The following is a 21,979-nucleotide window of genomic DNA, read 5'->3' on the forward strand; positions in this document are numbered from 1 at the left end:
CTTCCGAAGAGCACCGTCCGGGCGTGGGACGGCAGGGATCCAGTGTGGTCGTGTGCGGTGGGACGCGTGGGGCGTTTCAGGCGGAACGGCTGTCCCCGCCCTTCGGGGCCTCCGGGGTGTCCGCCGGCAGGAGTACGCCGGCGGTGAGGCCGGTGGTGAGGGTGGCCGCGGTGCCGGCGGCGAGGTCGGCGGTTCGGCGGACGGCCGCGCGCAGCTCGTACACGCGGCGGAAGGCCTCCCCGTAGCGCCGCTGTTCCTCCAGGGGCAGCAGAGGTACGCGCAGGCGGCCCGGTGTGACGTGCACGAGGGTGCTGCCGGTGGACGCGGAGGCGATGTTGTCCTCGGCGCCGAGGAACCCGGCCAGGAACCACGGGTCGAGGCGGGCCGGGTCGGGGCGCAGGAGGTGGACGTTCGGACCGAGCAGGGCTCCGGCGTCCCGGTCGTCCGCGACCCGGGTCACCGCGGTCGCGTCGCCACCGCCCGCGACGGCGCGTACGAGGACGTCCCCGGCTGCGACGGGTTGCGCGGCGTCGGTGTGGAGGTCGACGGCCCCGCCGGACGGGGGGTTTCCGGCGGAGATGTCCTGGGCGGTGAGGACCGGCCGGTCCACGGTGGGGGCGGCGGGGCCCTTGGAGCCCCGGGTGCCGGGCGTCGCCGCCCGCAGCACGGTCAGGGCCCCGCCGCGCGCCAGGTCGGAGACGGTCGCCGTACGCCACTCGCGGGCCGAGTCCCCGGACGGCTGCCACCCGCCGGACGCGGAGGTGGCCGCCAGGGCGGCGACCTGCTCTGCCAGTTGCTCGTGCAGTTCGTGGACGCGGCGGGCCAGGGCGGCCGGGTCGATGTCGGCCGCGGTCGCCCGCACATGGCGGGCCGGGGTGACGTCGACGACGTCGTCGAGGAGGTCGACGAGCGGCACCGCGCGGGCGACGCCGGGCTCGTCGGCGTAGGTGTCGGGGGCGGTGGTGAACGCCGCCCACTGGCCGAGGACCCGGTCGGTCAGCCCCGCCCAGTCGAAGGAGGCGGCGGAGGCGGAAGAGGCAGGGGTAGAGGAGGCGGCGGAGGAGGAGCCGGATCGGCGGGGGCGTGAGCCGCCGCGGGTGCCGGCGCCGGCCGTGGCCGTACCGGTGGCGGACGGCGTGCCCGTGGCACCGCCCCGCTGCTCGCTTTCCCCGTCGACGAACAGCACCGTCGTACGGTCCGTGCCGCCCGGCTCGGGGCGTTGGAACACCCAGATCTGCAGGCCGATGTGGAGCGGATACGCGGCACGCGCGGGAAGTGAGACGACGGCGCGCAGGGCCCCGCCGCGGATGAGTTCCGCGCGGACGCGGCGGCCGGAGGAGCGGAAGGCGAGCGCGGGCGGCAGCAGCATGACCGCGTAACCGCCGGGCTCCAGGTGCGCGAGGGCGTGTTGCACCCAGGCCAGTTCGGACTCGAAGCGTGGCGGGAGCCCGTACGCCCAGCGCGGGTCGTAGGCCAGCTCGTCATGACCCCAGTCGCGGTCGGCGAACGGCGGGTTGCACAGGACGGCGTCCACGGTGACGTCGGGGAAGGCGTCGGCGCGCAGGCTGTCGCCGACGCGGATCGCCGTCTCGGCCTCGGGTGCGGCGAGCAGCAGCCGGACGGCGGTGCGCCGGCCCTGGACGGGGAGCGAGTCCTGCCCGAACAGCCCCTGTGCGCCCTGCCGGGCGGCGGCGGCGAGGAGCGTGCCGCTGCCGCAGGCAGGGTCGAGGACGCGGGACGCGCCGGCGGGCAGGAGCCGTGCCATGAGCAGGGCCAGGCCCTCCGGGGTCTGGTAGACGCCGCTGGCGGCGCCCTCGTCCAGTTCGCGTTCGGCGAGGACGTCGACGGCGGCCTGCGCCCCCGCCTCACGGACGCAACCCAGCAGCGCGCGGACCGCGCCCGCGTCGTCGGGACCGTAGCGGACCGGCTCGGCCTCGGGCACGGCAACCGGGAGCTCGCCCGCCGTCTTCTCCGCTCGGGCGATCAGCTGGTCGTCGGGCAGGGCGGCGAGTTCGGCCAGCTCCTCCGGCGTGCGGCGGGACGCGGCAGCCACCAGCGGGAACAGTCGCGCGGCCACTCCCGAGCCGGGTCCCAGCAGCCGTAGCGCCGTACGCAGCTCCTCGGTCGGCGAGGCGGTGGAGGTGTGCCCGCGTCCCCGCAGCCATGCCTGGACGGCCGGCAGGTCGTAGAGCGGGCTGGTTTCCGTGCCTGCGCTGGGGGCCGGGAAGTCGTCGTGGCGGCGGCGCCAGTTGCTGACGGTGGCGCGTGTGACCCCTGCGATGCGGGAGATCTCGGCGGCTGTCACGTGGGCGGAGGGTGCCGGTGGGGCTGGTGGCTGCTGGGGCATGGCGTGGGGTTCCGCACCTCTCGGGCCAGTCGGATAGTGGACGGTTAACACGTTACAGCGGCCGTCAAGTCCGTAAGCCTGTTTGACGATGCTTTCAGTGTTGTGCTTCTCTATTCCTGCTTCCGAATGGGAGCGGGGGCCCGGGGCGCTGCTGAGTCGGCGCGGCATCCGATCTCTCCAGATCCCCTGCCTATCCCTTCCATCGCAACGCCACAGGTCAGGGTCGCGCCGGCCCCCCGCCCCCGCCCCCGTGTCCATTCCGCATCGCTGTCGCCACTCACCGCGCATCGCACATCCCGCTCGCAACAGGGAGGAACCCAGATGGCCACCCAGCCCCCGCAGCAGCCGGGCTTCCCGCAGCAGACAGACTGCGACGCACGCGCCGACGGCTGCCCGCGGTGGGCGCGACCGTTTCCAGGTCCGCTGGCTCAAGGGCCACATCGGACATGACCTCAACGAAACCGCCGACGCTCTCGCAGGCCTCGCCGTTCGACGCCCTCGCCGGCCTCGCCGTCCGGCGCGCCACCGGCCGCGTCTCCGCCTCCGCCGCCCGCAAGGAAGAGCCGCGGATCCTGCGCTCTCTCCGCTCCGCCCAGCACCCCGGCACGGCCGCCGTCTGACCTCGACCGACTCCGCCACCGACCTTCTGACCACTTGTCACCAGTCGGTCTCTGATAGTTATTTCACCCGTGTACGGGCACATGCCCGGCGCAGCACCCTTCGGGGCGCTGCAAGGGAGGGGGATACACATGGGCACCACCACGCGCGACGAGATCATCGCCATCGAGCAGAAGGCGGTGGACCGCGCCTACGCCTGCTACGCCGCGCGGCTGGCCGAACTGACCGGGGGGTCGGTCGCCTCGGCCTCCGCGAGCGGCAAGGACAGCGTCGCCAACCGTCTCGCGGCCGAGGAGCGAGCCGCGGCGTACGGAGGTCTCGGCAACGCATCGCTGGTCATCAGCCGCGTAGACGTGCAGGACGGCCCCGGTGGGGAGCCCGGTACCTGGTACGTCGGCCGGCGTGCCGTTTCCGACGTCCGGACCCGCGACACCGTCGTCGTGGAGTGGACCAACGCGCTCGCGAAGAAGTGGCTCGACGCGCTGCCGGACGCCCCGGGGGAGGTGCTCCTGCGGCGGCGGCTGCACTGCACGCGGCGCGTCGTCGAAGGCTATGCCGACGACATCTCCGTCGCCGTCGCCGTCCCAGCCCCGCGGCCGACCGCGGACGACACCGGTCCGGAGACTGCGGCGGCAGACTCCACCACCGGCGTACAGCAGCCGGAAAAGCCACGGCCGCCCGTCCGCACCCCCGCCGACGTCGCCCGCTTCCATCGTCAAAAGCCCCAGCAGCCTGACGACTTCCTCCTGCGCGAGCTTCAGCGCTCTCGCAGCGGCACCATGCGGGACATCGTCGAGACCATACGCCGTGACCAGATGGCTCTGGTCACCGGTTCGCCCTCCGACATCCTCGTCGTGCAGGGCGGCCCGGGTACCGGCAAGTCGGCGGTCGGCCTGCACCGCGTGACCTGGCTCGTCAACAACGGGCATTTCAAAGCCCAGGACGTCCTCGTCGTCGGCCCCCATCAGCGGTTCCTGGACTACGTGAGCCAGGTGCTGCCCACGCTCGGCACCCGGAACGTCAACGCCGTGCAGGTGACCCGCCTCTGGGACGGCGAGATTGCCGGCACCGACACCCCCCGGGCGCGGGTGGTGAAGTCCGATGAGCGTATGGCGGCCGTCCTGCGGCGGCGCGTCGAGATCGAGTGCCGCCCCGAGGCCGTCGACGAGTTCACCACCACTCCCTCCTACGACGGGGCCCAGCCGGAGCTCACCGTCACCGTCGGCAGCACGACCCTGCGTGTCCCGCGCTCCGAGGTGCTCGCCCTCCTCGATGACGTGCGCCAAAACGATGGCTCCTACCGTGAGCGCCGCGACCGCTTCCGAGGCCTGCTCGTCGACCGCCTGCTGCGGGAACTCGTTGCCGTCGCCCCGCGCCGCAGCCGCGACGACACGATCCGCCGCGACCTGGAACGCAACCGTCAAGTCGAGCGCCTGATCGAACGTGTCTGGCCGTCGCCGGGCGCCAGGGAAGCCCTCCGCACTCTCTACGACTCGGAAGATCTCCTGCGTACCTGCTCCGAGGGCATTCTCGATGCCGCGGAGCAGGCCGCCGTGCACCGCCCTCGGGCTGAAAAGGCCGACGACGATCCCTGGACGCTCGACGACCACGTCTGCCTCGAAGAACTGCGGCATCTCATCACCGGGGAGACCCCGCGACGGTACGGGCACATCGTCGTCGACGAGGCCCAGGACCTGACACCCATGCAGGCCCGCTCCCTGCGCCGGCGCTCCGCGGCGCACGGCTCCATGACCATCCTCGGCGACCTTGCCCAGGCCACCGGCGCCCACGCCCACACCGACTGGGACCGCCTCGGCACCCTCCTGTCCGACCACGGCGACTGGCGCGTGGCCGAGCTGACCACCAGCTACCGCGTGCCCGCCGAAATCATGGAGTTCGTCGCCCCCCTGGCCCGTACCGTCGCCCCCACGCTGCCGTACCCGCAGGCCGTGCGCGCGGCGGGCGAGGACGCCGTACGGACGGTCGCGACCCAGCCGTGGGAACTCCTCGACGACACCGTGGCCGAAGCCACCCGCCTCATCGGTACCAGTGATGGACACACCCTGCGCTCCGTGGCGGTCATCGTCCCCGACGACTCCGGCTGGCTCGACGAGATCAGCCGTCACCTGGACCTGGCCGACGGCATCACAGAGCAGGGACGCGAGGCGGTGTCCGTGCTGGCTGCCGCCCAGGCCAAGGGCATGGAGTACGACCACGTCCTCGTCGTCGAACCCGCCACCATCGCCGACCGCGGCCCGGCCGGCCTGCGCCAGCTGTACGTCGCGCTCACCCGGAGCACCCAGAGCCTGACCGTCCTGCACACCTCCCCGCTCCCTGAGGCCCTCACGAACACCGAGGGCAGCGGTACCGAACCAGCACCCACCGAAGGCGAACCAGGCATGGCAGACGGTGACGTCCCCGAGATCGGTACGGACATCCGAGTCCGCGTGACCGGCCGGGCACCCGGCGGTCGCTACAGGGTCAAGGCCCTGTCTCCCTCGATCGATGTCCCCTTGGTCCTGACCGTCCGCCACGGCTCGGTGCCCCCGCGTCCCGGCGAGACACTGGACTGCTGGGTGTTCGCCCACGAGACGAACCACTGCCTGCTCACCGCGGACCAGCGTGGTCGCCAGCCCATCTCGCCCACAATGGCGGAACGCTACGTGGCGGCGCTCGGCGTTTTCGACGACCTGACCAACGGTGACGGAACCATTCCGGAGAACGCCCGTGATCGTCTGTCCGAGCTCAAGGGCATGGCCAACCGGGTCCTCCGCCGCGACCAGGCGGACTGGGTGGACGTGCGCCGTGTGCTCGGATCCCCGGACAGGCACCGCCTCAGCCTCCTGCGCGACCTCGCGGCGCACACCAACCGCATGCTCAAGGACAACAACCTGGACGTGAACCGACTCCAGGAGGACCTGGCACGCGCCGGCTGGGCCCAGGCCATGGACGAAGCCCGGGAGGCGCTCCAGCACCGCCGGGCCGCCTCCCGGGAAACGCTCCAGCACCGCCGGGCCGCCATGGGCGAACCCGAAACCGACCATGCACCCGCCTCCGCTGAACAGCGGTCCGAGCAGAAGGAATCCGAGCCCGTGACCTCCGCCGAAGACCTGCCCGCCACGCCAGAGCCCGCGAAAGGGCTTCTGCACTCGCTGGAGACCTCGGCGGCCGCCGACCGCACGTGCAAAAAACACGAGGCGGTGCGCCATGCTCTCAAGGCGGCCCTGCTCTGGGCTGACCTGCAGCCCACCGACTCCCCGGTCATCGATGTCAGCCGGATCGCGGAAGACGGCCACTTCCTCTACGAGGTTCTCGGCGCCGGCCGCTCCACCTACGCCGACCTCCGCTCGGGAGCCACCCGCCTCCTGGAGATCAACCACACCCTGCCCGCTCCTGCCGACCGCCTCTATCTGGTGCTTCCCGAAGCGCCCGCCGAGGACTGGTCGGCCCACACCTTGTACGGCGTCTTCGGGGTTCACGTCCTGTGGCGCACTCCCGACAGCTGGGGCGGCCAGGACGCGGAAACCGCCCTGGGCTCCGGACAGGGGTAACCCCTTCCGACAGGCGCGCGATTCTCCCGTGCCCGCTCGTGCGCTCCTGCGCGCCCGAAACGCGGCGTGCCCGCAGCGCAGGGCGTTCCCCTCCGCGCGGGTTGGGCTGTGCCGGCCCGGGGTCGGTCTCGGCCTCGGGTGCGGGTGCCTCCCGGGGTGTAGAAGGGCTCGGACTGAAAGACGGGCAGCAGGCGGTCGGAGACGGCGTTGTAGAGGACGTTGCCGCGGACGACCGCGGGGTTCTTGTCGGGTTCGAGGGTGCCGATGTGGACGGGGGTGTGCCAGTGGTGGTGGCCGTGTTGGAGGGGGACGAGAATCGGGGGAGCCCAGCGTTCCCACGGAAGACGGCGACGGCGTTCCCACGGAGGACGCTGCTCAACGGCGCGTTCCCGTTCGTTCCCATGCAAGGTCGAAAAGCCCCCGGAGATCAACTCGGAGGGGCCTTTCTGATGCTCAGTGCCTGGTCAGGCATGGTGCCCCCGGCAGGATTCGAACCTGCGACACCCGCTTTAGGAGTGGGATCGAATCTCTGACGGATGGTGCTTGGTTGTGCCGCGTGGTGCTCTTCTGCCTGATCAGCGCCGCGCGGCATGACCGGTCCATCCGGCTCAGGACGGCTCCTGTTGCGTAGTCCGCTCACGCGCCGCTCACGCATCCGGCGACCGTGGGGCGTCCAATGGCAGACCGTGCTGGGGCGCGGAGGCTGATCTCCTCCTGTGGGCGCACCGGGGGAGTAGCACCTCCCCGAGCCTATAACTAACATTAATGTCGCTAACTTTGATGTTAGTATCCGTGGAGTTAGGGGATACTGGAGAGGTGGCGGCATGGCAGATTTCGTGGGCAGGCGGCACGAACTCGAGACGCTGGACCGCGAGCTGGGCAAGGTGACGGCCGGGGCCGGTGGGGAGCGGCCCGGGCGGTGCGTGATGCTTCGAGGGCGCCGCCGGGTGGGTAAGTCGCGGTTGGTGGAGCGGTTCGCCGAGAGGTCCGGTGCGCCGTTCCTCTTCTATGCCGCCACAGGGGCGTCGCCGGGGGCGGACCTGGAGCGGTTCGGCCAGGATGCGCAGTCGTCCAGCCTTCCGCTGGCGAATCTGCTGTCCGCGGCCCGCCCGGCGAGTTGGGATGCGGCCTTCGATGTACTGGCGGCGGCACTTCCGCACGACCGGGCGAGCGTGGTGGTCATGGACGAGGTGCCCTATCTGATGGATGCGGAGGGCGCCTTCGAGGGCATGCTTCAGCGGGCCTGGGACCGAGTGCTGGAGAAGAAGCCGGTTCTGCTGGTTCTCATCGGTTCCGACCTGTCGATGATGGAGGCGCTGAACAGCTATGGGCGCCCGTTCCACCAGCGCGGACGGGAGATGGTGCTGGGTCCGCTCAACCCGGCGGAGGTGGGCGAGATGCTCGGCCTCGATCCCGCCTCGGCCTTCGACGCGACCCTGATCACCGGTGGACTGCCTCTGATCTGTGCGGAGTGGACGCACGGCGCCGGGATGTGGGAGTTCCTGCAGGCGGCACTCAGCGATCCGGTCTCGGCCTTGCTGGTGTCGGCGGAGCGCTCGCTTGCCGCAGAGTTCCCCCAGCAGGTCCAAGCCCGCACCGTCCTCTCGGCGATCGGTAGCGGTGAGCGGACGTTCTCCAATATCGCCCGCGCCGCCGGCGGGATCGGGGCGACCCCGCTACAGCGGTCGCTGGGGATCCTTGCGGACAAGCGGGTGATCGCAGCGGAGCTTCCCGTGTCCACACGGCCTTCGAAGGATCGTCGCTATCGGGTCGCGGATCCCTACCTCCGCTTCTGGCTGAAGCTCCTGGGTCCGGCGATGGAAGAGATCGAGCGGGGCCGGGGTGACCTGACACTGCAGCGCATCCGTGAAAACTGGACCAGCTGGCGTGGCAGGGCCATTGAACCTCTGGTGCGCGAGGCACTGGCACGGCTGCTGCCCGACGCGAACCTCCCCGCCGCCTCCGCCATCGGCGGTTACTGGACCCGTACCAACGATGTGGAGATCGACGTGGTGGGAGCGGACCGCGCGCCGATCGCCAAGGAGCTGTTGTTCGTCGGCTCGGTGAAGTGGCTGGAGAACTCCCCGTTCGACCGGCACGATCTCGCGGCGCTGCACCGGCACCGCGCCGCGCTCACCCCTGCTCCCGTGCCTGTGATCGCTGTCTCGCGCAGCGGGACCGACTGCGCGGGGCTCGACGCTGCGTATGGCCCGGCGGAACTCCTCGCGGCGTGGTCCTCCTGAGGATTCCGGAATACGTGTTGGGGCCAGGTGTCTATCGCCTGTTGCCCCCACTTGGGCCAGCCGCGAGCCTCCGGCCCACCGCGACGGTGACGTCCTCCCGCTCACGCAAACGGCCCCGGACGAGGAGTCCGAGGCCGAGTAGGAGCCCTTCTTGGGGGATAAACCCCAGGTCGGAGCGTTAATGCGGTGTGCCCCCGGCAGGATTCGAACCTGCGACACCCGCTTTAGGAGAAAGCCGAGATCGCGTTTGGGTGCGGTGGGGTGGGAACGGCCTCACCAGGCAGGACTCCGGGGAAGCGCCTTCGTGGGTTCTCATTCGGCCTCTGACCTGCGCGAATGATGTCATGGTCGGTCCCGCACGGTCCCGCACGGTCCCTGGCTGTACCAAGCACTACGTCCCCGATCTGTCCCCGCCTGGTTCCCGGCGGAGGTGACTGGTGTGCCCCGCCGAGCGGGGGCGTACAGCGGGGCACGTGGGACCGCGTATCGCGGATTCGTGAGCACCGCTCGACCTTCGCGGCCGAGTGAGCATTGCCTCGGTGGAGCGCACTTGGGGGACTGGGACTCGGGGAGCGTCCTGCGCCTGTGCCTCTCCCCTGCGGTCATGCCAGAGCAGGCGGCAGTGCAACAGAACACCGAAGCCCTGTTCACCTCGCCGCGGTTGCTGCCCGGGGTGGCGGTCGCGCTGCTGCATGACCGTGAGGGCTGCGCCCGTTTCACCCGATAGGTCCGGAAGTGCTTGTAGTGCTGATTCGGCCATTCTCCACGCATCATCGATTCGTGGGTGGTGCCGGAGAAGCAACGCGTCCCGCACCGGGAGTGCGGGACGCAGGCGCTGAGGGAGTCAGTTGCAGGCGTGGCCCCACGACATGTTGGGCTTCCAGGTTTCCTGGCCGGTCGAAGCGCCCCGCCAGTTGAATGTAGCCACGACGACGAAGGAGTTGGTGGGCCACCTGCACGGGTCGACGGCGGTGGTGCCGGCCGAGTCCCGGGTGCCGTGCCAGCCGTCGTAGTCGTCAGCGGAGCGCACCGTGATGAACCCGTCGCCGTTGAAGCGTCGGAGCTTCACGTTGGTGACCTTGACTTGGTAACTGCCGCCACCTGCGACGTCGATGATCTTCGCCCGCGCCGCGTAGGTATCGGCCGTCCGGTCCCAATAGACGGCCGCGCACCGCTTGACCGCAGTGCCGTGGCACTGCCAATCGACAGCTGCGGACGCCGAGGACGGGGTGAAGACAACGGACGCGCCGAACGCTGCGGCCGCCAATGCGCCGGCAGTGCCCAACCGGCCCACACGCCTGAAGCTCATGGGGATCCCCCTTGTGATCTGTCGTAATTGCAGCGGGAGTCTATGCGGAAACCCGGGTCACCCCTCGTTCTGTACTGGGCGGTTGCTCTGCTGTGACAAAGTCAGGATTTGATCCTTTGACCAGGGTCGGCCTGTTACCGCGACAGAGCACCGACGCCGCACTCGTAGCAGCCGGAGTCCTCCGGCTACAGCTGCGCCGTCCAGAACCCGGCGACCATCGCCGACCCGTCCGGCCTCGGCGTCCCCGAGTGCAACGAGCCGCAGAAGTATGGCATCACGTGCCGGGGCGGCATTCCGGTGAGCAGCGGTACGAAGAGCAGCACCAGCAGCAGCGGTGAGGGTCCGGTCCGTGCCTGCCGCTGCGGAGGCCGCCCCACGCTGGTGAAGGGAATGAAGCCCACCGGCCTCGGAGGCACTCCCGGCCGACGCAACATCACCCTGCCCTCGACGCCTCCGCCGACAGGCTGGCTGAAGACCGTGCCCCCGCCCAACCCAGGCCCCAAGCCCAAGGCCGAGGCCAACAAGAACTGGTTCCAGCAAGCGACCGACTGGGTCCCCTCATGGGAGGAAGTCAAGGACGGCTACGACTACGTCATGTCGTACAGCAAGACATCCGGCCTGTGCGTGAGCGGCAGCGCGATGTTCGGCGCCGGAGTCGAGTACTCGGGATGCTTCATGCGGGTCGGCGACGAATACGCGTTCGCATGGGTCGAAGAAGACCAATCGGGCGGCGAAGCGTCCATCGGTGTCACCGCCGGCCTTGTCTGGAGCAACGCCGACTCGATCGACCAGGTCAGGGGTGAGTCTGCGGGCATCGGAGGAAGCGCCGGGCCCTTCAGCCTCAGCCACCGCGGAACGTTCGGGACCAGGAACAGCCGGGGCGACATCGTGCACAGCGTCACGACATCCGTCGGAGCCTACGGCGGACTCGGCGGAAACTTCGGCGCCGGAAACACCAAGATAGCCAGTGCGGGAACAGTGTTTGGGGAAGTCGGTGATTTTCTGAAGTTCTGGTAGAAACTCGCTGCCGCGCCGCTGATGTAGACTGCGGCGCGGCAGCATCAGCACCTTTGCTCACTTCGTACAGCTGGAGAAGAAATTCCGGGAAGCGCGATAATCACAGCTGCCCCTGAGGGAGCTGTCGGCTTCCTTTATCTAGCGTGGAAGGGAATTCTCGGAATTCTCGGATTCTGCCTCGCCCTCAACATTCGCGACTCCGCTTACAGGATCTACGAGTTCGCCACGAATCGCGGGCCGTTCGCTCCTGGCCCCGGGTTCAGCCCGGTCGTCATCAGGATCGTCGGGGCCCTCATTGGTTTCGTCTCAACGTGGGCATGCGTGCGTGGTCTGGTGGCGTGACGTGAGTCGGCAGGGGAAGTCCAACCTGCTCTGGATGAAACGTCACCGGTCGCGTCGAGGAGGAGTTCCCGGTAGGGGGGTGCTGTCGCTGCCGGTCAGCGGCTGGCGCGGATCATCACGGTGAGGACGGGCGAAGCTGGTGACGGCTGGCTCTGGCCGATGTCCGCGTACCCCCACGACTTGTAGAGCGCGTGCACCTTCCCGTCCCCTGCGGCCAGGTTGACCATGAGCGTGACGTACGGCTCGTCGCGTGTGGCGAGGAGGGCGTCATGGATGCGGCGGGCGGTGCCGGTCTTCCGCCAGGTCGGCCGGACGCCGATCTCCTTCAGGGCCACGGCCGGACGCTCGGTGTACTTCTCCGCCGGCGTCGGGCTGGTGCGCTGCCAGTAGCGGTCGCCGTGCTCGATGGTGTTGCCGTAGGCGTAGCCGACCGGATGCCCGTCTGCGTACGCGAGGACGGCTGTGAACCCAGGCTCGGTGCCGTGCCGGTCCAGGCGTTCGCCGAACGCGGTGACCGCATAGTTCAGCAGGTGCAGGTGCAGGTGCAGGTGCAGGTGCAGGTGCAGGTGCAGGTGCAGGAGCGGGGCGCGGGCGTCGGCGTACACGTCGAGGAGGTCGCCGCGGGCTGTGTCGAGGGTGGTGAAGGTGCGCAGTTCGATGGCGGGCGCCGTGGTCATGCGGCCATCCTCCAGGTGGCGGTGTGCTCGGTCCAGGTCTGCACGCTGGAGCAGCCCGGAGCGGTGGCGCGCAGTGCGGCCCCGAACTCCTGCAGCATGCGCGTGACCCGGGCGTGCTGGGTGGCTGCTTCGGCGGGGACCTTCATCGCGGTGGCCGTGGCGGCGTCGGGGGCGCCCTGGGCGAGCTGGGCGTGTGCGAGCCGGGTCGTGGTGATGGCCCGGGAGCGGATCATGTGGGGCCGGAGGGCGGACAGGCAGCGGTGGGCGTGGTACTCGGCGGTCGAGTGAGTGGTGTGCATCGTGAAGTCGCAGGTCGCGGGTCTGGTGTGAATGACGAGGGGGGTACTCGCGCCGGTCGGCGGCCGATGACCATGGTGTAGATCATCGGACAGGTCGGGTTCCGGCGGGATGCCGGGTTCGGCTGCGCCCGTGACCGACCCCCGCCTACGATCCGTCAGCAGGTCGGCACGCCACGAGACCGTGGGAGGCTGCGGAGATGCAGGAGCGGCAGTGGATCACCGCTCGCCGCAGCGAACTGGACGCCCTCGCCGAGCAGTTGACCAAGCAGTTGCAGGAAGTCCAGGTCGAGCGGGACGAACTGGCGATTGCGGAGCGGGTGTTGAACCGCCTGGCCGAGCAGGCCCAGGCCGACGCCGAGGCTGTCGCTCCGGTAGCGGCGCAGGTGGCCGGGCGGGCGGTCCTGCTCATCCCGCACCGCAGCGACGCGGCCGATGAGGGCGCGCTGCCCGGCGACTACCGCAAGATCCTGGCGACGCACACCAGGTCGACTGACGTGCAGTCTTCACGATGCAGCGAGCTCAGTCGTCGAGGACGACGGGGCGGCGCGACAGCAGCCGCGGCCCGTGCGTGCGCTAGGCGGCGGACACGACGATGGCTCCGGTCGCCTGTGACGTCGAACGCCATCACCGAGACGGTGACGCCGTCCAGTCGGGCCACCTGCCCCGGCTGACCGTTGACCGTGCCACGAGCGTCACGCCGGGCGCCGCACCGGGCCGGTCGGCGAAGAACCGTGCGACTTGCTCGGCGCCTTGGATCGGGTGGAGCGCGACCGTGACGAGTCCGCCGCCGTCGCCGGTCGCCGTGGCGTCGAGGGCCAGCAGGCCGATGAGGGCGTCAATGTCCTTGGCCTCCCACGCCTGCTTGAAAGCTCTGACGATGTCGGCGCGCCAGGCCGCCGAGGCCGCGTCGGGCTGCGACGCGCGAATGCGTCGGCGGGCTGAAGAGCCAAGCCGCCGGGGTCTGGCCGACGATCTCGGCCACTTCGGCGAAGGGGGCCAGGGGACACTGTCCCCTCCGCAGCCACGTACAGACCCGAACCCTCTTGGCCACCCTTCCGTCGACAGCGGCGTTTGCGGGCCGCTCGGATGGCGCTCTTGCCTCACTGGCTGCGGTGATCGCTCCTGCGTACGTCGCGGGGTGAGCAGCCGAATCGCACACGATACGCGTGGCTGAACGCGCTGGGTGAGGTGAAACCGACGGACATCGCGATGGCGGCGATCGTTTGGCCGGCGAGGTTCGGGTTGGAGAGTTTGGCGTGCGCTAGATCCAGCCGTTGGTTGCGAATCAGCTCGGTGGGTGTGGTCCCCTCACGTGCGAGCACAGCCTGGATGTAGCGAGGCGACCAGCCGATGGCCGCGGCCATCGCGGTGACGGAGAGTCGATGATCGGTCACGTGCTCGCGGACGTATCGTCTGACAGCATCGGCGACCGAGGCTGCGGCTGTGTGCTCGGGCAGTCGCTCCTCGCCGTCTACTGTGAGGCAGAGGAGGTCGACGGCCCGGTCGCAGGCAGCGTCAAACTCGGCGCCGGACAAGTGGGCACGCTCACGGAGCAGGCTGACCACGAGCTCTCGGCTGACCCGGGACAGTCCCTTGTCCCCGACGATTTTCTGTCTGCGGACGGCAGCCGGACCGAGGCGCTGCTCGACGAGTCCTGCGGGCACAAGAAGCGTGAGCGCGACCGCGCCCGTCGCGTGCGCGACATTGAACGGCAGGTCCATCGGAACGAGGGCCATGTCGCCCGGCTTGAGCCACGAAGCCTCGTCGTCCTGCCCGACCTTCATCTGACCACGCAGTGGCACGAGGAGCTCGTAGTGGCCGCGAGGATCGCGGCGGATGCCACGCGCACTGCGCTTGACGACCTCGACGTCTCCGGTCCAGGCGATGAGCTGATACGTCGGAGTGCGCTGGCGAACAAGCCGTCCGCGGTAAGGGCGGTCGTCGAACTCGAAGTCAAAGTGGCCGTGAACCTGACAGCACCAGTCGCGCCAGGCGTCCTGGGCCGCGGCACCGGCTGTGGCTTGACCACCGGTGGTCAAGCCGTCCAGTTCGTACGTAGCACTCACTTCGACCTTCTTCCACGCGGCCGGCTGGGCGCAGTCTATGGGCCGGGTTACGGCCGTCCAAGGAGCTGTCGGTCTCCCTTCCCAGGTGGGCCGCCGGTTCCTGCCTCGGCGATAGACGCGTTGACGACATAACTGTGCGCATGGAACGGCGACAAGCCCGGCTCCGACCGGCTTCACTGCGAGTCACGTCAATGGAGACAAACGCACCAGGAGGCGGTCATGGTCGACTCTGTCGCGACTGTTCGCGGCCCGATCGCAACGGATCAGCTGGGAACCACGCTGATGCACGAGCATGTCTTTGTGCTCACTCCCGACATCATGGCCAATTACGGGCACGGCTGGTGGAACGAGGACGAGCGGCTGGCCGATGCGGTGGAGAAGCTGCGTGAGCTGAAGGCCGCCGGCGTCGACACCATCGTCGACCCGACAGTCGTGGGCCTCGGCCGCTACATCCCGCGCATTCAGCAGGTCAACGCCGAGGTCGACATCAACATCGTGGTGGCGACTGGCCTCTACACGTTCGATGAGATCCCGCACTACTTTCATTACCGTGGCCCCGGAGCGCTCTTCGACGGGCCGGAGCCGATGACCGAACTGTTCGTCAAGGACATCACCGAAGGCATCGCAGACACCGGCGTCCGGGCCTCCTTCCTCAAGGGCGTTGTCGAGGAGCGCGGGCTCACCCACGACCAGGAACGCGTGCAGGCGGCGATCTGCGAGGCCCATGTCCGGACCGGCGCACCGATTACCGTGCACACCAACGCCGGTCACCAAACCGGACGGCTCGCGATCGAGTTCTACCGGCAGCGCGGTGTGGACCTGACGAAGGTCGTCATCGGCCATGCAGGCGACAGCAACGACCTGGACTACCTGAAGTGGATCATGGACACGGGTGCAACCATCGGCTGCGACCGGTTTGGTCTGGACATGTTCAATTCAACCGCCGACCGGGTCGCCACCATAGCGGCGCTGTGCGAGCAGGGGTACGCCGACCGCATCGTGCTGGCGCATGACGCTGCCTGCTATATGGACTTTTTCTCCGGCGAGGACTACCAGGCGTTGGTGAAGTCCGCGGTCCCGAACTGGAACTTCCTGCACATCTCCAAGGACGTCCTGCCCGCTTTGCGTGAGGCCGACGTCAGCGACAAGCAGATCGACGCGATGTTGATCGACAACCCGCGTCGCTACTTCACGGCCGGTGTGTGACTCATGGCTTACACCAAGCACGGTCCATTCGACACAAGCGGAATCACACGCGGCCCGGACGGCATCGCCCGGTACGACGACCTGCCGGTGTCACTCATCGAAGCGGTCCACGCCTCGGTCCAGGCGCATCCCGATGTGGAAGCGATCGTGGAGGTCGACGGCGTTCGCTTGACCTACACCGAGTTGTGGGCGCGCGCGAGCGAGGTGGCCGGCGGCCTCCGGCTGCACGGCATCGCACCTGGCGACCGCACCGCCGTCCTTCTGCCCGCCGGAGCCGACTGGGTGTGCGCGTTTCTGGGCAGTGTGCTCGCCGGCGCGATCGTCGTTCCGGTCAACACCAGGCTCGCGGAGCCCGAGGTCGACTACGTCCTCAGGGATTCCGGAGCCAAGTATGTCTTCCAGCCAGGTGAGCCGCTGCCCAGCGGACCACCGGCCGTACATGGGGACGCCCGACGCGGTGACCCGGTAGCGATCTTCTACACCAGCGGCACAACCGGCTTCCCGAAGGGGGCCGTCACCACCAACGAGAACTTCCTGTCCAACGTTGAGACCACCATCCGGGTGCTGAAACTGGACAGGAACAAAGGGCCAGCGCTACGCAGCCTGATCTCCGTGCCGCTGTTTCACGTGACGGGTTGCAACACGCAATTGCTCGTCCAACTCGCCGTCGGTGGCACAGCGGTGATTATGCCGGCCTTCGACGTCAGGCGCTTCCTGACGACGATCGCCGAGGAGCGCATCAACATCGTGATCTCGGTCCCGGCGATCTACGGCCTCGCTATCGCGCACCCGGACTTCACGTCGCTGGACACCAGCAGGGTCACCGTCGTGGCCTACGGAGGTGCTCCCACCTCTCCAACCCTGGTCGCGCGAATCAAGCACGCTTTCCCATCGGCCCGGGTCGGCAACGGCTTCGGCTTGACCGAGGTCGCCTCGATCGCGACCTTCCTGCCACACGAATGGTCGACCGACCACGCCGACTCGGTTGGCTTCGCGGCACCCGTCGTGGACCTCAAGCTCGCCGACGCGGACACCCGGAGCGGCGTGGGCGAACTCCTGGTGCGGGGGCCGAACCGCGTGCCCAGCTATTGGAACAAACCGGAGGCCACGGCGGCGACCTTCGTCGAGGGCTGGCTGCACACCGGTGACCTTGCTCGCATCGACGCCGACGGCCTCGTCCACATCGTCGACCGGGCCAAGGACATGATCAACCGCGGTGGTGAGAACGTGTACTGCGTCGAAGTCGAGAACGCTCTGGCCGGGGCGCCCGGGGTCGCCGAGGCAGCGGTCGTCGGCGTTCCCGACGAGATCATGGGTGAGAAGGTCGGGGTGGTCGTCGTCCCGACGTCCGCCGGGTCGTTCGATGCCGGGGCGATGCTGGCGCACCTGGTGGATCGGCTCGCCGACTTCAAAATCCCGCAGTACGTCGCCGTCCGCGACGCCCCGCTTCCCCGTAACCCAGGGGGAAAGGTGCTCAAGGGCGCCCTGCGTGAGGAAACCGAGTGGGGAACCCTCGTACGGGGGCGTTAGTAGCTGTTGTCTTTCCGATCTTGAGGGATGCGCTTCGAACGGGAGTCCCGATTGAGCTCGGTGCATCGTGAAGACTGCACGTCAGTCGACCTGGTGTCCGTAGGCGTCGGGAGGCTCGGGCAGGTCCGGGGCGGTAGTCCACCGACAAGGTCGTCCGTCAGCGGGCGACTTCCCGGTTCGTCAGCACGAGCAGGGCTCGCACCAGCGCGGTCGCCCACTTCGGGTCGGTGCGGACCTTGGTGAGGACACGCCAGTTCTTGAGATGGGCGAAGCCGTGCTCGACCGGGGCCCGCACCGCGGCCAGTGCCTTGTTGGACAGCTTCTGGCCTCGTGTCAGGGGCCGGTTTCGGGCGGCCTTGTAGCCGGTGATCACCGCCGGGTCGGCGTCCGGACCGGCATCGTCGAGTCCGACGAACCCCAGGTCGGCGATGGCGCCGAGACCGGCCGCCCGCAGGTGAGCGGTGAGTTTGTCGTGGCGGCAGGCGGTGATCTCCGAGGCGCGTCCGGGCCGCACCGCGGAGACCCATACCAGTCGGCCGCGGTCGTCGGTGAGAGCGATCACAAGCAGGCCGTGGCATTTGTGCTTGCCCGAATAGTTCTTCCGGTTCTCGGTCCCGGTGCGCCGCCGGGTGCGTATCAGGGAGCCGTCCAGCAGCACCACCCCGCCACCCTTTCGGGCGATCTTCCTCAGCGCGCGGTCCAGACGCGGGGCGCGGGCAGCCAGCAGACCGACGACTTCCCGCACCCAGCGGGTGACGGTGGTGCGGTGCACCCCGTTACCGCCGGCCAGATCGCCGGGGCGCTGGTCACAGCGCAGGACCGCCAGCACGATCCCCGCGATCCTTCCCGCGGGCAGGGCCCGCCACCGCGAGCCGATCTTCTTCAGGTGGCCGCGTATCAGGTCGGCGAGATAGTTCAAGGTCGCGCTCGACAGCGGCAGGCGGGCGGTGTAGACAAGTCTGTCAGGGCCCTCGGCAAGACCGTTGTTTTTCTTCACACCAAACTCAACTGCCGCCCGGGGCCCGCCAGTTACGGCCCGCCCGCGCATTCACGGACGTGCAGTGAACCGCCCGTCGCCCCGCTTGTGCAGCCAGCCGCGGTCGGCGAGCTTGGTCACCTTCGCGCGCAGCGGCTCCAGCTTGCCGCGCACCGAGGTGTTCAGGCCCAGCCGCTCTCCGACCACCCTGACCTGCACCGGGCCGTCGGCCTCCCGCACGATCGCCAGGATCTTGCGGTAGTCGCCGGGCAGCGCGCCCTCATCGGCCGCGTCGCTGCGGTGCGGGATGAGCAGGACCGCCCGCCCGGCCACCTGCGCCGCTACCGGAGCGACAGCCTCGGCGTCGGCCTGGGCCTGCTCGGCCAGGCGGTTCAACACCCGCCCCGCAATCGCCAGTTCGTCCCGCTCGACCTGGACTTCCTGCAACTGCTTGGTCAACTGCTCGGCGAGGGCGTCCAGTTCGCTGCGGCGAGCGGTGATCCACTGCCGCTCCTGCATCTCCGCAGCCTCCCACGGTCTCGTGGCGTGCCGACCTGCTGACGGATCGTAGGCGGGGGTCGGTCACGGGCGCAGCCGAAACCCGGCATCCCGCCGGAACCCGACCTGTCCGATGATCTACACCATGGTCATCGGCCGCCGACCGGCGCGAGTACCCCCCTCGTCATTCACACCAGACCCGCGACCTGCGACTTCACGATGCACACCACTCATTGAGGACCGCATAGGGCACGCGGCGTACGTACGGGCCGTGGCGGACGCCAAGCGGGCGGGGCGTACGCCGCCGGGGCGCTACCGCGTGCGCTGGTACGACCCCGACGGCAAGCCGAAGATGAAGACCTTCGCCCGCAAGGTCGACGCCGACGCGGAGCGGACGAAGATGGAGTCCCGTCTCAACGACGGCTCCTACCGCGATCCCGCAGCCGCCCGCGTGAAGTTCGCAGAGGTGGCCGAGTCCTGGCTGGCCGCGCAACTCCATCTCAAGCGTTCAACCCGGGGTCGCTATCGAGGTGTTCTCGACGTCCATGTGATCCCCAGGTGGGGCACCACTCCGCTGGACCGCATCCAGTTCGAGGACATCGCCGAGTGGCTCGCCGACCTGTTGTCCGGCGAGGCGTCCGGTGGCAGGAAGCTCAGCCCCCGGTCGGTCCGCAAGGCGTACGTCGTCCTCAGCCGCGTTCTCGGATACGCGGTCAAGGCCCGCCGTCCGGCGGCCACCCCAGCTGTCGGCGTTCCCCTGCCGAAGGCGGCGCCGGCTGACCATGTGTACCTCGACGACATGCAGGTCGACGCGCTGGCCAACGCGTCAGGGGCCTACCGCGTGTTCATCCTGCTGCTGGCCTACACCGGCCTGCGCTGGGGTGAGGCGTCCGCGTTGAAAGTGGGCCGCGTCGACATGGACGTCTGCCGAGCGCACATCGTCGAGGCGTACGCCGAGGACAACGGCAAGCTCTACCTCGATACCCCCAAGAACCACGAGCGCCTGTCGGGACCGATCCCGCGGTTCCTGGCAGCGGAGTTGAAGCCCCACGTCCAGGGGCGGGGAGATGAGGAATTGCTCTTCACGGCCCCGCAGGGCGGACCGCTGCGGGCACGCAACTTCCGTCAGCGGTTCTTCGCGCAGGCGGTCGCGAGGGCCGGGCTGGGGCACCTCAAGGTCACCCCGCACAAGCTGAGGCACACGGCGGCTTCGCTTGCCATCGCCAGCGGCGCGGACGTCAACGTCGTACAGACGATGCTGGGCCACAAGTCCGCGACGCTGACACTGGACACGTACGGGCACCTCTTCCCCGACCGCCTGGACGAGGTCTCGAAGAGGATGCACAAGCGCCGCGCCAAGCAACTGGCCAAGGCGAAGGCCAAGCTGGAGAAGGCCGAGAGGAAGGCCCCCGAGGCCGCCGAGACGGTGGCCGCTCTGGCTGACGATGCCGCGTGATGTGTGCCTGATCCGTGCCGGGAGCCGTAATCGAAGGGGCCGCCCCACCGCTTCATGCGGTGGGGCGGCCCCTTGCGTCTCCCTCGGACCAGCTTCACCCGCGCGGGCGGCGGCCTTCCTGCCAGGCCCGGTCCATCGCAGCAGCAGCCGCATCCCCGGCCAGCCGTTCGATCTCCTCGGGCACCTCCCGCTCGTCGAGCACGAAGAGCCGGCCACCGACGAGCTGGGTGGTTGCCTTCCAGCCGAGACGGTGCCCCGCCTCCCGAGCGGCACGCCGGACGTCCTTGAGCTCGCCCATCTCCGCAAGATCGTCGTCGCCCAGGATCAGCTGTCCGTAGTAGCCCCGGTACTCGGGCTTGAGGGCGGCCCGCATCAGCGACTCAAGGCGGTCGACCAACTTCTCGAACCGGCGCCGGGCCAGCTCATCCTTGACGGGCATCCTGCACAGCTCCCCACCGTCCGCGCGCATGGCACGTGTGCCATATGTGTGCTGCAAGCGCAGGAGCCCTCCCGTCCGCTGGACGGAAGGGCTCCTGACCTGGTGTTTTGCTGTGCCCCCGGCAGGATTCGAACCTGCGACACCCGCTTTAGGAGCGAGGTTGGGAGATCATGGGCGTGACCTGCGGATTCCCTACCTTGGACGTGGTACGGCCGCGCTACCCGCTTCGAACCCCGATTCCCCGTGAGTCCCCGCTCGTTCTGGCACGAGAGTGGCACGGCCGACTGTGCCATGCCGTCTGCCGATGTGAACGCGGCGGGGCGAATGAACAGTCGGATCTCAGGAGTCGAGCGGTGGATTTACGTGATAGGTGATAAAGCGTTCATCGTCGTAAGTTCCCCGTCTTTGGAAATTCCCGTCGTGTTCAACAGAAATCCTCACCCAGCGCTTCTCGCCGACGTGGGTGGCTCCGACTTCCCATACTAGTTCCGCAGGAACTCCGGTCGCCGTGGCTATTTCAATTCCATCGATGTTTCCAAATTCGAGTCGCCACGTTAGTTCCCGTCCGCGTGGATCAATTCCTATGCATTGAAATGCGATCCTGTCGCCCACGTTGAGCCTGGTTGGGCACACATGCAAGTCCGCACTGTAGGACGTGCCCCAGGAATATCCGAAGCTGTCTGTGATGGATTCGATTGAGGAGTAATATCTGTGAGGTCCGTCGTTTCGCGAAAGGAACAGTGAAACTTGGTTGCGCAATTGCCCAGATGCCCCGCTAAGCAACTCCCGTTCAAAGGGAAGCAGTTCACGACTATGGGCTACAGGATTGCGAAAATCCTCCAATATCCCAAGGAACACTTTGGTTCGAGCAAGGTCACCAAATACGGGCTTGAAGCTGTCCCAGTTCTTCTCAATGAGCCGGGTCAATGAATAAAGCTCGGTGTATGTCAGTAGATCATCGCTCACGATCGCTCCGTCGCGACGCTTGCGATCCTCCTCTTGCTTTTCTCTCAACCGCTCAAGATCCGGGGCTCCGCGCTGGGTAGTCCAGTCCGGGCCTAGGACTCTGCGGATGAGTTCACGGAGTGCAGTCTCCACCGTTTGAACGGCGAGTGTTGGTTCTGTAGGGGACACGTAGCACCTCTGATCTCTAGGCACCATGTATCGTACCGAGGCCTGGCGAGGCTCATCCGCAATTTTCGTGTTGGAGGTTGACGGTTTCTCAATGACTGAGTCGTGAGTCTCGCGGTCGCCTCTTAACCCACCACCCGCCCCAGCTCCCATCCCGTCTGCCGTCGACCCACACACCGTGGAGCGGGCGTGGTTCAGGGCGTCAAGGTGGAGCGCGCCACTGTACGAACGACCTTGACGCCCTGGGCCGCGTCTGCTCGGCTCTGCCTGGGTC

17 protein-coding genes and 1 pseudogene are annotated in these 21,979 nt (G+C 68.6%); 8 read left to right on the forward strand and 10 right to left on the reverse strand.

Annotated features, from left to right (window positions below; translation table 11 throughout):
• Positions 1–76: 76 nt before the first annotated feature.
• Positions 77–2,305 carry an N-6 DNA methylase gene (locus tag WBG99_RS20665; protein ID WP_338897711.1) on the reverse strand — a complete coding sequence of 743 codons (2,229 nt, stop codon included), beginning with the start codon at positions 2,303–2,305 and terminating at the stop codon, positions 77–79.
• A gap of 488 nt (positions 2,306–2,793) precedes the next feature.
• Here WBG99_RS20665 and WBG99_RS20670 point away from each other — a divergent pair, with 488 nt between their 5' ends.
• The 3 genes from WBG99_RS20670 to WBG99_RS20680 all read left to right on the forward strand — a co-directional run bounded on the left by WBG99_RS20670 (position 2,794) and on the right by WBG99_RS20680 (position 8,759).
• A complete protein-coding gene (locus WBG99_RS20670; protein WP_338897712.1) occupies positions 2,794–2,967 on the forward strand; it encodes a hypothetical protein in 174 nt (57 codons plus the stop codon).
• A 129-nt stretch (positions 2,968–3,096) separates the two neighbouring features.
• Positions 3,097–6,516, forward strand: a complete 3,420-nt coding sequence (locus tag WBG99_RS20675; RefSeq protein ID WP_338897713.1) for an AAA family ATPase — start codon at positions 3,097–3,099, stop codon at positions 6,514–6,516.
• Positions 6,517–7,340: 824 nt separating this feature from the next.
• Positions 7,341–8,759, forward strand: coding sequence for an ATP-binding protein (locus WBG99_RS20680; RefSeq protein ID WP_338897714.1), 1,419 nt, complete (start codon positions 7,341–7,343; stop codon positions 8,757–8,759).
• A gap of 844 nt (positions 8,760–9,603) precedes the next feature.
• Here the strand turns inward: WBG99_RS20680 and WBG99_RS20685 are convergent.
• Positions 9,604–10,068 carry a hypothetical protein gene (locus WBG99_RS20685; RefSeq protein WP_338897715.1) on the reverse strand — a complete coding sequence of 155 codons (465 nt, stop codon included), beginning with the start codon at positions 10,066–10,068 and terminating at the stop codon, positions 9,604–9,606.
• Between the two features lie 185 nt (positions 10,069–10,253).
• Positions 10,254–10,469 (reverse strand): hypothetical protein, encoded by a 216-nt coding sequence (locus tag WBG99_RS20690; protein WP_338897716.1) that lies wholly within the window; start codon positions 10,467–10,469, stop codon positions 10,254–10,256.
• On the opposite strand from WBG99_RS20690, the gene WBG99_RS20695 reads away from it, so the two are divergent.
• Positions 10,459–11,085: a hypothetical protein gene (locus WBG99_RS20695; protein ID WP_338897717.1), complete on the forward strand. Its 627-nt coding sequence runs from the start codon at positions 10,459–10,461 to the stop codon at positions 11,083–11,085. The two genes, WBG99_RS20690 and WBG99_RS20695, sit on opposite strands and share 11 nt — an antisense overlap.
• Positions 11,086–11,522: 437 nt before the next feature.
• Here WBG99_RS20695 and WBG99_RS20700 read toward each other — a convergent pair whose 3' ends face one another.
• Positions 11,523–12,104 carry a GNAT family N-acetyltransferase gene (locus WBG99_RS20700; RefSeq protein ID WP_338897718.1) on the reverse strand — a complete coding sequence of 194 codons (582 nt, stop codon included), beginning with the start codon at positions 12,102–12,104 and terminating at the stop codon, positions 11,523–11,525.
• A pseudogene (locus tag WBG99_RS20705) lies at positions 12,101–12,385 on the reverse strand (hypothetical protein); the annotation flags it as partial. The gene WBG99_RS20700 and the pseudogene WBG99_RS20705, both read right to left, overlap by 4 nt.
• Positions 12,386–12,600: 215 nt before the next feature.
• Between WBG99_RS20705 and WBG99_RS20710 the strand changes: the two are divergent.
• A complete protein-coding gene (locus tag WBG99_RS20710; RefSeq protein ID WP_338897719.1) occupies positions 12,601–13,074 on the forward strand; it encodes a hypothetical protein in 474 nt (157 codons plus the stop codon).
• Between the two features lie 429 nt (positions 13,075–13,503).
• Here the strand turns inward: WBG99_RS20710 and WBG99_RS20715 are convergent, their stop codons facing one another.
• Positions 13,504–14,442, reverse strand: coding sequence for a helix-turn-helix domain-containing protein (locus WBG99_RS20715; protein WP_338897720.1), 939 nt, complete (start codon positions 14,440–14,442; stop codon positions 13,504–13,506).
• Positions 14,443–14,688: 246 nt separating this feature from the next.
• Here WBG99_RS20715 and WBG99_RS20720 point away from each other — a divergent pair, with 246 nt between their 5' ends.
• Together WBG99_RS20720 and WBG99_RS20725 are read left to right on the forward strand one after the other, a co-directional pair.
• The gene (locus WBG99_RS20720) at positions 14,689–15,675 is read left to right on the forward strand and encodes a phosphotriesterase-related protein (protein WP_338897721.1); all 987 of its coding nucleotides are present in this window, start codon (positions 14,689–14,691) and stop codon (positions 15,673–15,675) included.
• A gap of 3 nt (positions 15,676–15,678) precedes the next feature.
• Entirely contained in the window at positions 15,679–17,205 is a 1,527-nt protein-coding gene (locus WBG99_RS20725) for an AMP-binding protein (RefSeq protein ID WP_338897722.1), read from the forward strand.
• A 157-nt stretch (positions 17,206–17,362) separates the two neighbouring features.
• Here WBG99_RS20725 and WBG99_RS20730 read toward each other — a convergent pair whose 3' ends face one another.
• Together WBG99_RS20730 and WBG99_RS20735 are read right to left on the reverse strand one after the other, a co-directional pair.
• Complete coding sequence (locus WBG99_RS20730; RefSeq protein WP_338897723.1) at positions 17,363–18,202, reverse strand: transposase family protein; 840 nt, start codon at positions 18,200–18,202, stop codon at positions 17,363–17,365.
• Between the two features lie 51 nt (positions 18,203–18,253).
• Positions 18,254–18,700 carry a hypothetical protein gene (locus WBG99_RS20735; RefSeq protein ID WP_338897724.1) on the reverse strand — a complete coding sequence of 149 codons (447 nt, stop codon included), beginning with the start codon at positions 18,698–18,700 and terminating at the stop codon, positions 18,254–18,256.
• Positions 18,701–18,950: 250 nt separating this feature from the next.
• On the opposite strand from WBG99_RS20735, the gene WBG99_RS20740 reads away from it, so the two are divergent.
• Positions 18,951–20,135, forward strand: a complete 1,185-nt coding sequence (locus WBG99_RS20740) for a tyrosine-type recombinase/integrase (RefSeq protein ID WP_338897725.1) — start codon at positions 18,951–18,953, stop codon at positions 20,133–20,135.
• 94 nt (positions 20,136–20,229) lie between these two features.
• Here the strand turns inward: WBG99_RS20740 and WBG99_RS20745 are convergent, their stop codons facing one another.
• Both WBG99_RS20745 and WBG99_RS20750 read right to left on the reverse strand, forming a co-directional pair.
• A complete protein-coding gene (locus tag WBG99_RS20745; protein ID WP_338897726.1) occupies positions 20,230–20,574 on the reverse strand; it encodes a hypothetical protein in 345 nt (114 codons plus the stop codon).
• Between the two features lie 339 nt (positions 20,575–20,913).
• On the reverse strand, positions 20,914–21,672 hold the full coding sequence (locus WBG99_RS20750; protein ID WP_338897727.1) for a hypothetical protein: 759 nt from the start codon (positions 21,670–21,672) through the stop codon (positions 20,914–20,916).
• Positions 21,673–21,979 lie beyond the last annotated feature (307 nt).

The organism is Streptomyces sp. TG1A-60 (genome assembly GCF_037201975.1).
In the GTDB taxonomy this organism is placed as follows: Bacteria; Actinomycetota; Actinomycetes; order Streptomycetales; family Streptomycetaceae; genus Streptomyces.

Coding starts and splice junctions, on each gene's coding strand:
- WBG99_RS20710 (WP_338897719.1), top strand. CDS start 12,601: ATGCAGGAGCGGCAGTGGATCACCGCTCGCCGCAGCGAACTGGACGCC.
- WBG99_RS20745 (WP_338897726.1), bottom strand. CDS start 20,574: ATGCCCGTCAAGGATGAGCTGGCCCGGCGCCGGTTCGAGAAGTTGGTC.
- WBG99_RS20675 (WP_338897713.1), top strand. CDS start 3,097: ATGGGCACCACCACGCGCGACGAGATCATCGCCATCGAGCAGAAGGCG.
- WBG99_RS20695 (WP_338897717.1), top strand. CDS start 10,459: ATGAAGCCCACCGGCCTCGGAGGCACTCCCGGCCGACGCAACATCACC.
- WBG99_RS20700 (WP_338897718.1), bottom strand. CDS start 12,104: ATGACCACGGCGCCCGCCATCGAACTGCGCACCTTCACCACCCTCGAC.
- WBG99_RS20685 (WP_338897715.1), bottom strand. CDS start 10,068: ATGAGCTTCAGGCGTGTGGGCCGGTTGGGCACTGCCGGCGCATTGGCG.
- WBG99_RS20680 (WP_338897714.1), top strand. CDS start 7,341: ATGGCAGATTTCGTGGGCAGGCGGCACGAACTCGAGACGCTGGACCGC.
- WBG99_RS20725 (WP_338897722.1), top strand. CDS start 15,679: ATGGCTTACACCAAGCACGGTCCATTCGACACAAGCGGAATCACACGC.
- WBG99_RS20735 (WP_338897724.1), bottom strand. CDS start 18,700: ATGCAGGAGCGGCAGTGGATCACCGCTCGCCGCAGCGAACTGGACGCC.
- WBG99_RS20670 (WP_338897712.1), top strand. CDS start 2,794: ATGACCTCAACGAAACCGCCGACGCTCTCGCAGGCCTCGCCGTTCGAC.
- WBG99_RS20720 (WP_338897721.1), top strand. CDS start 14,689: ATGGTCGACTCTGTCGCGACTGTTCGCGGCCCGATCGCAACGGATCAG.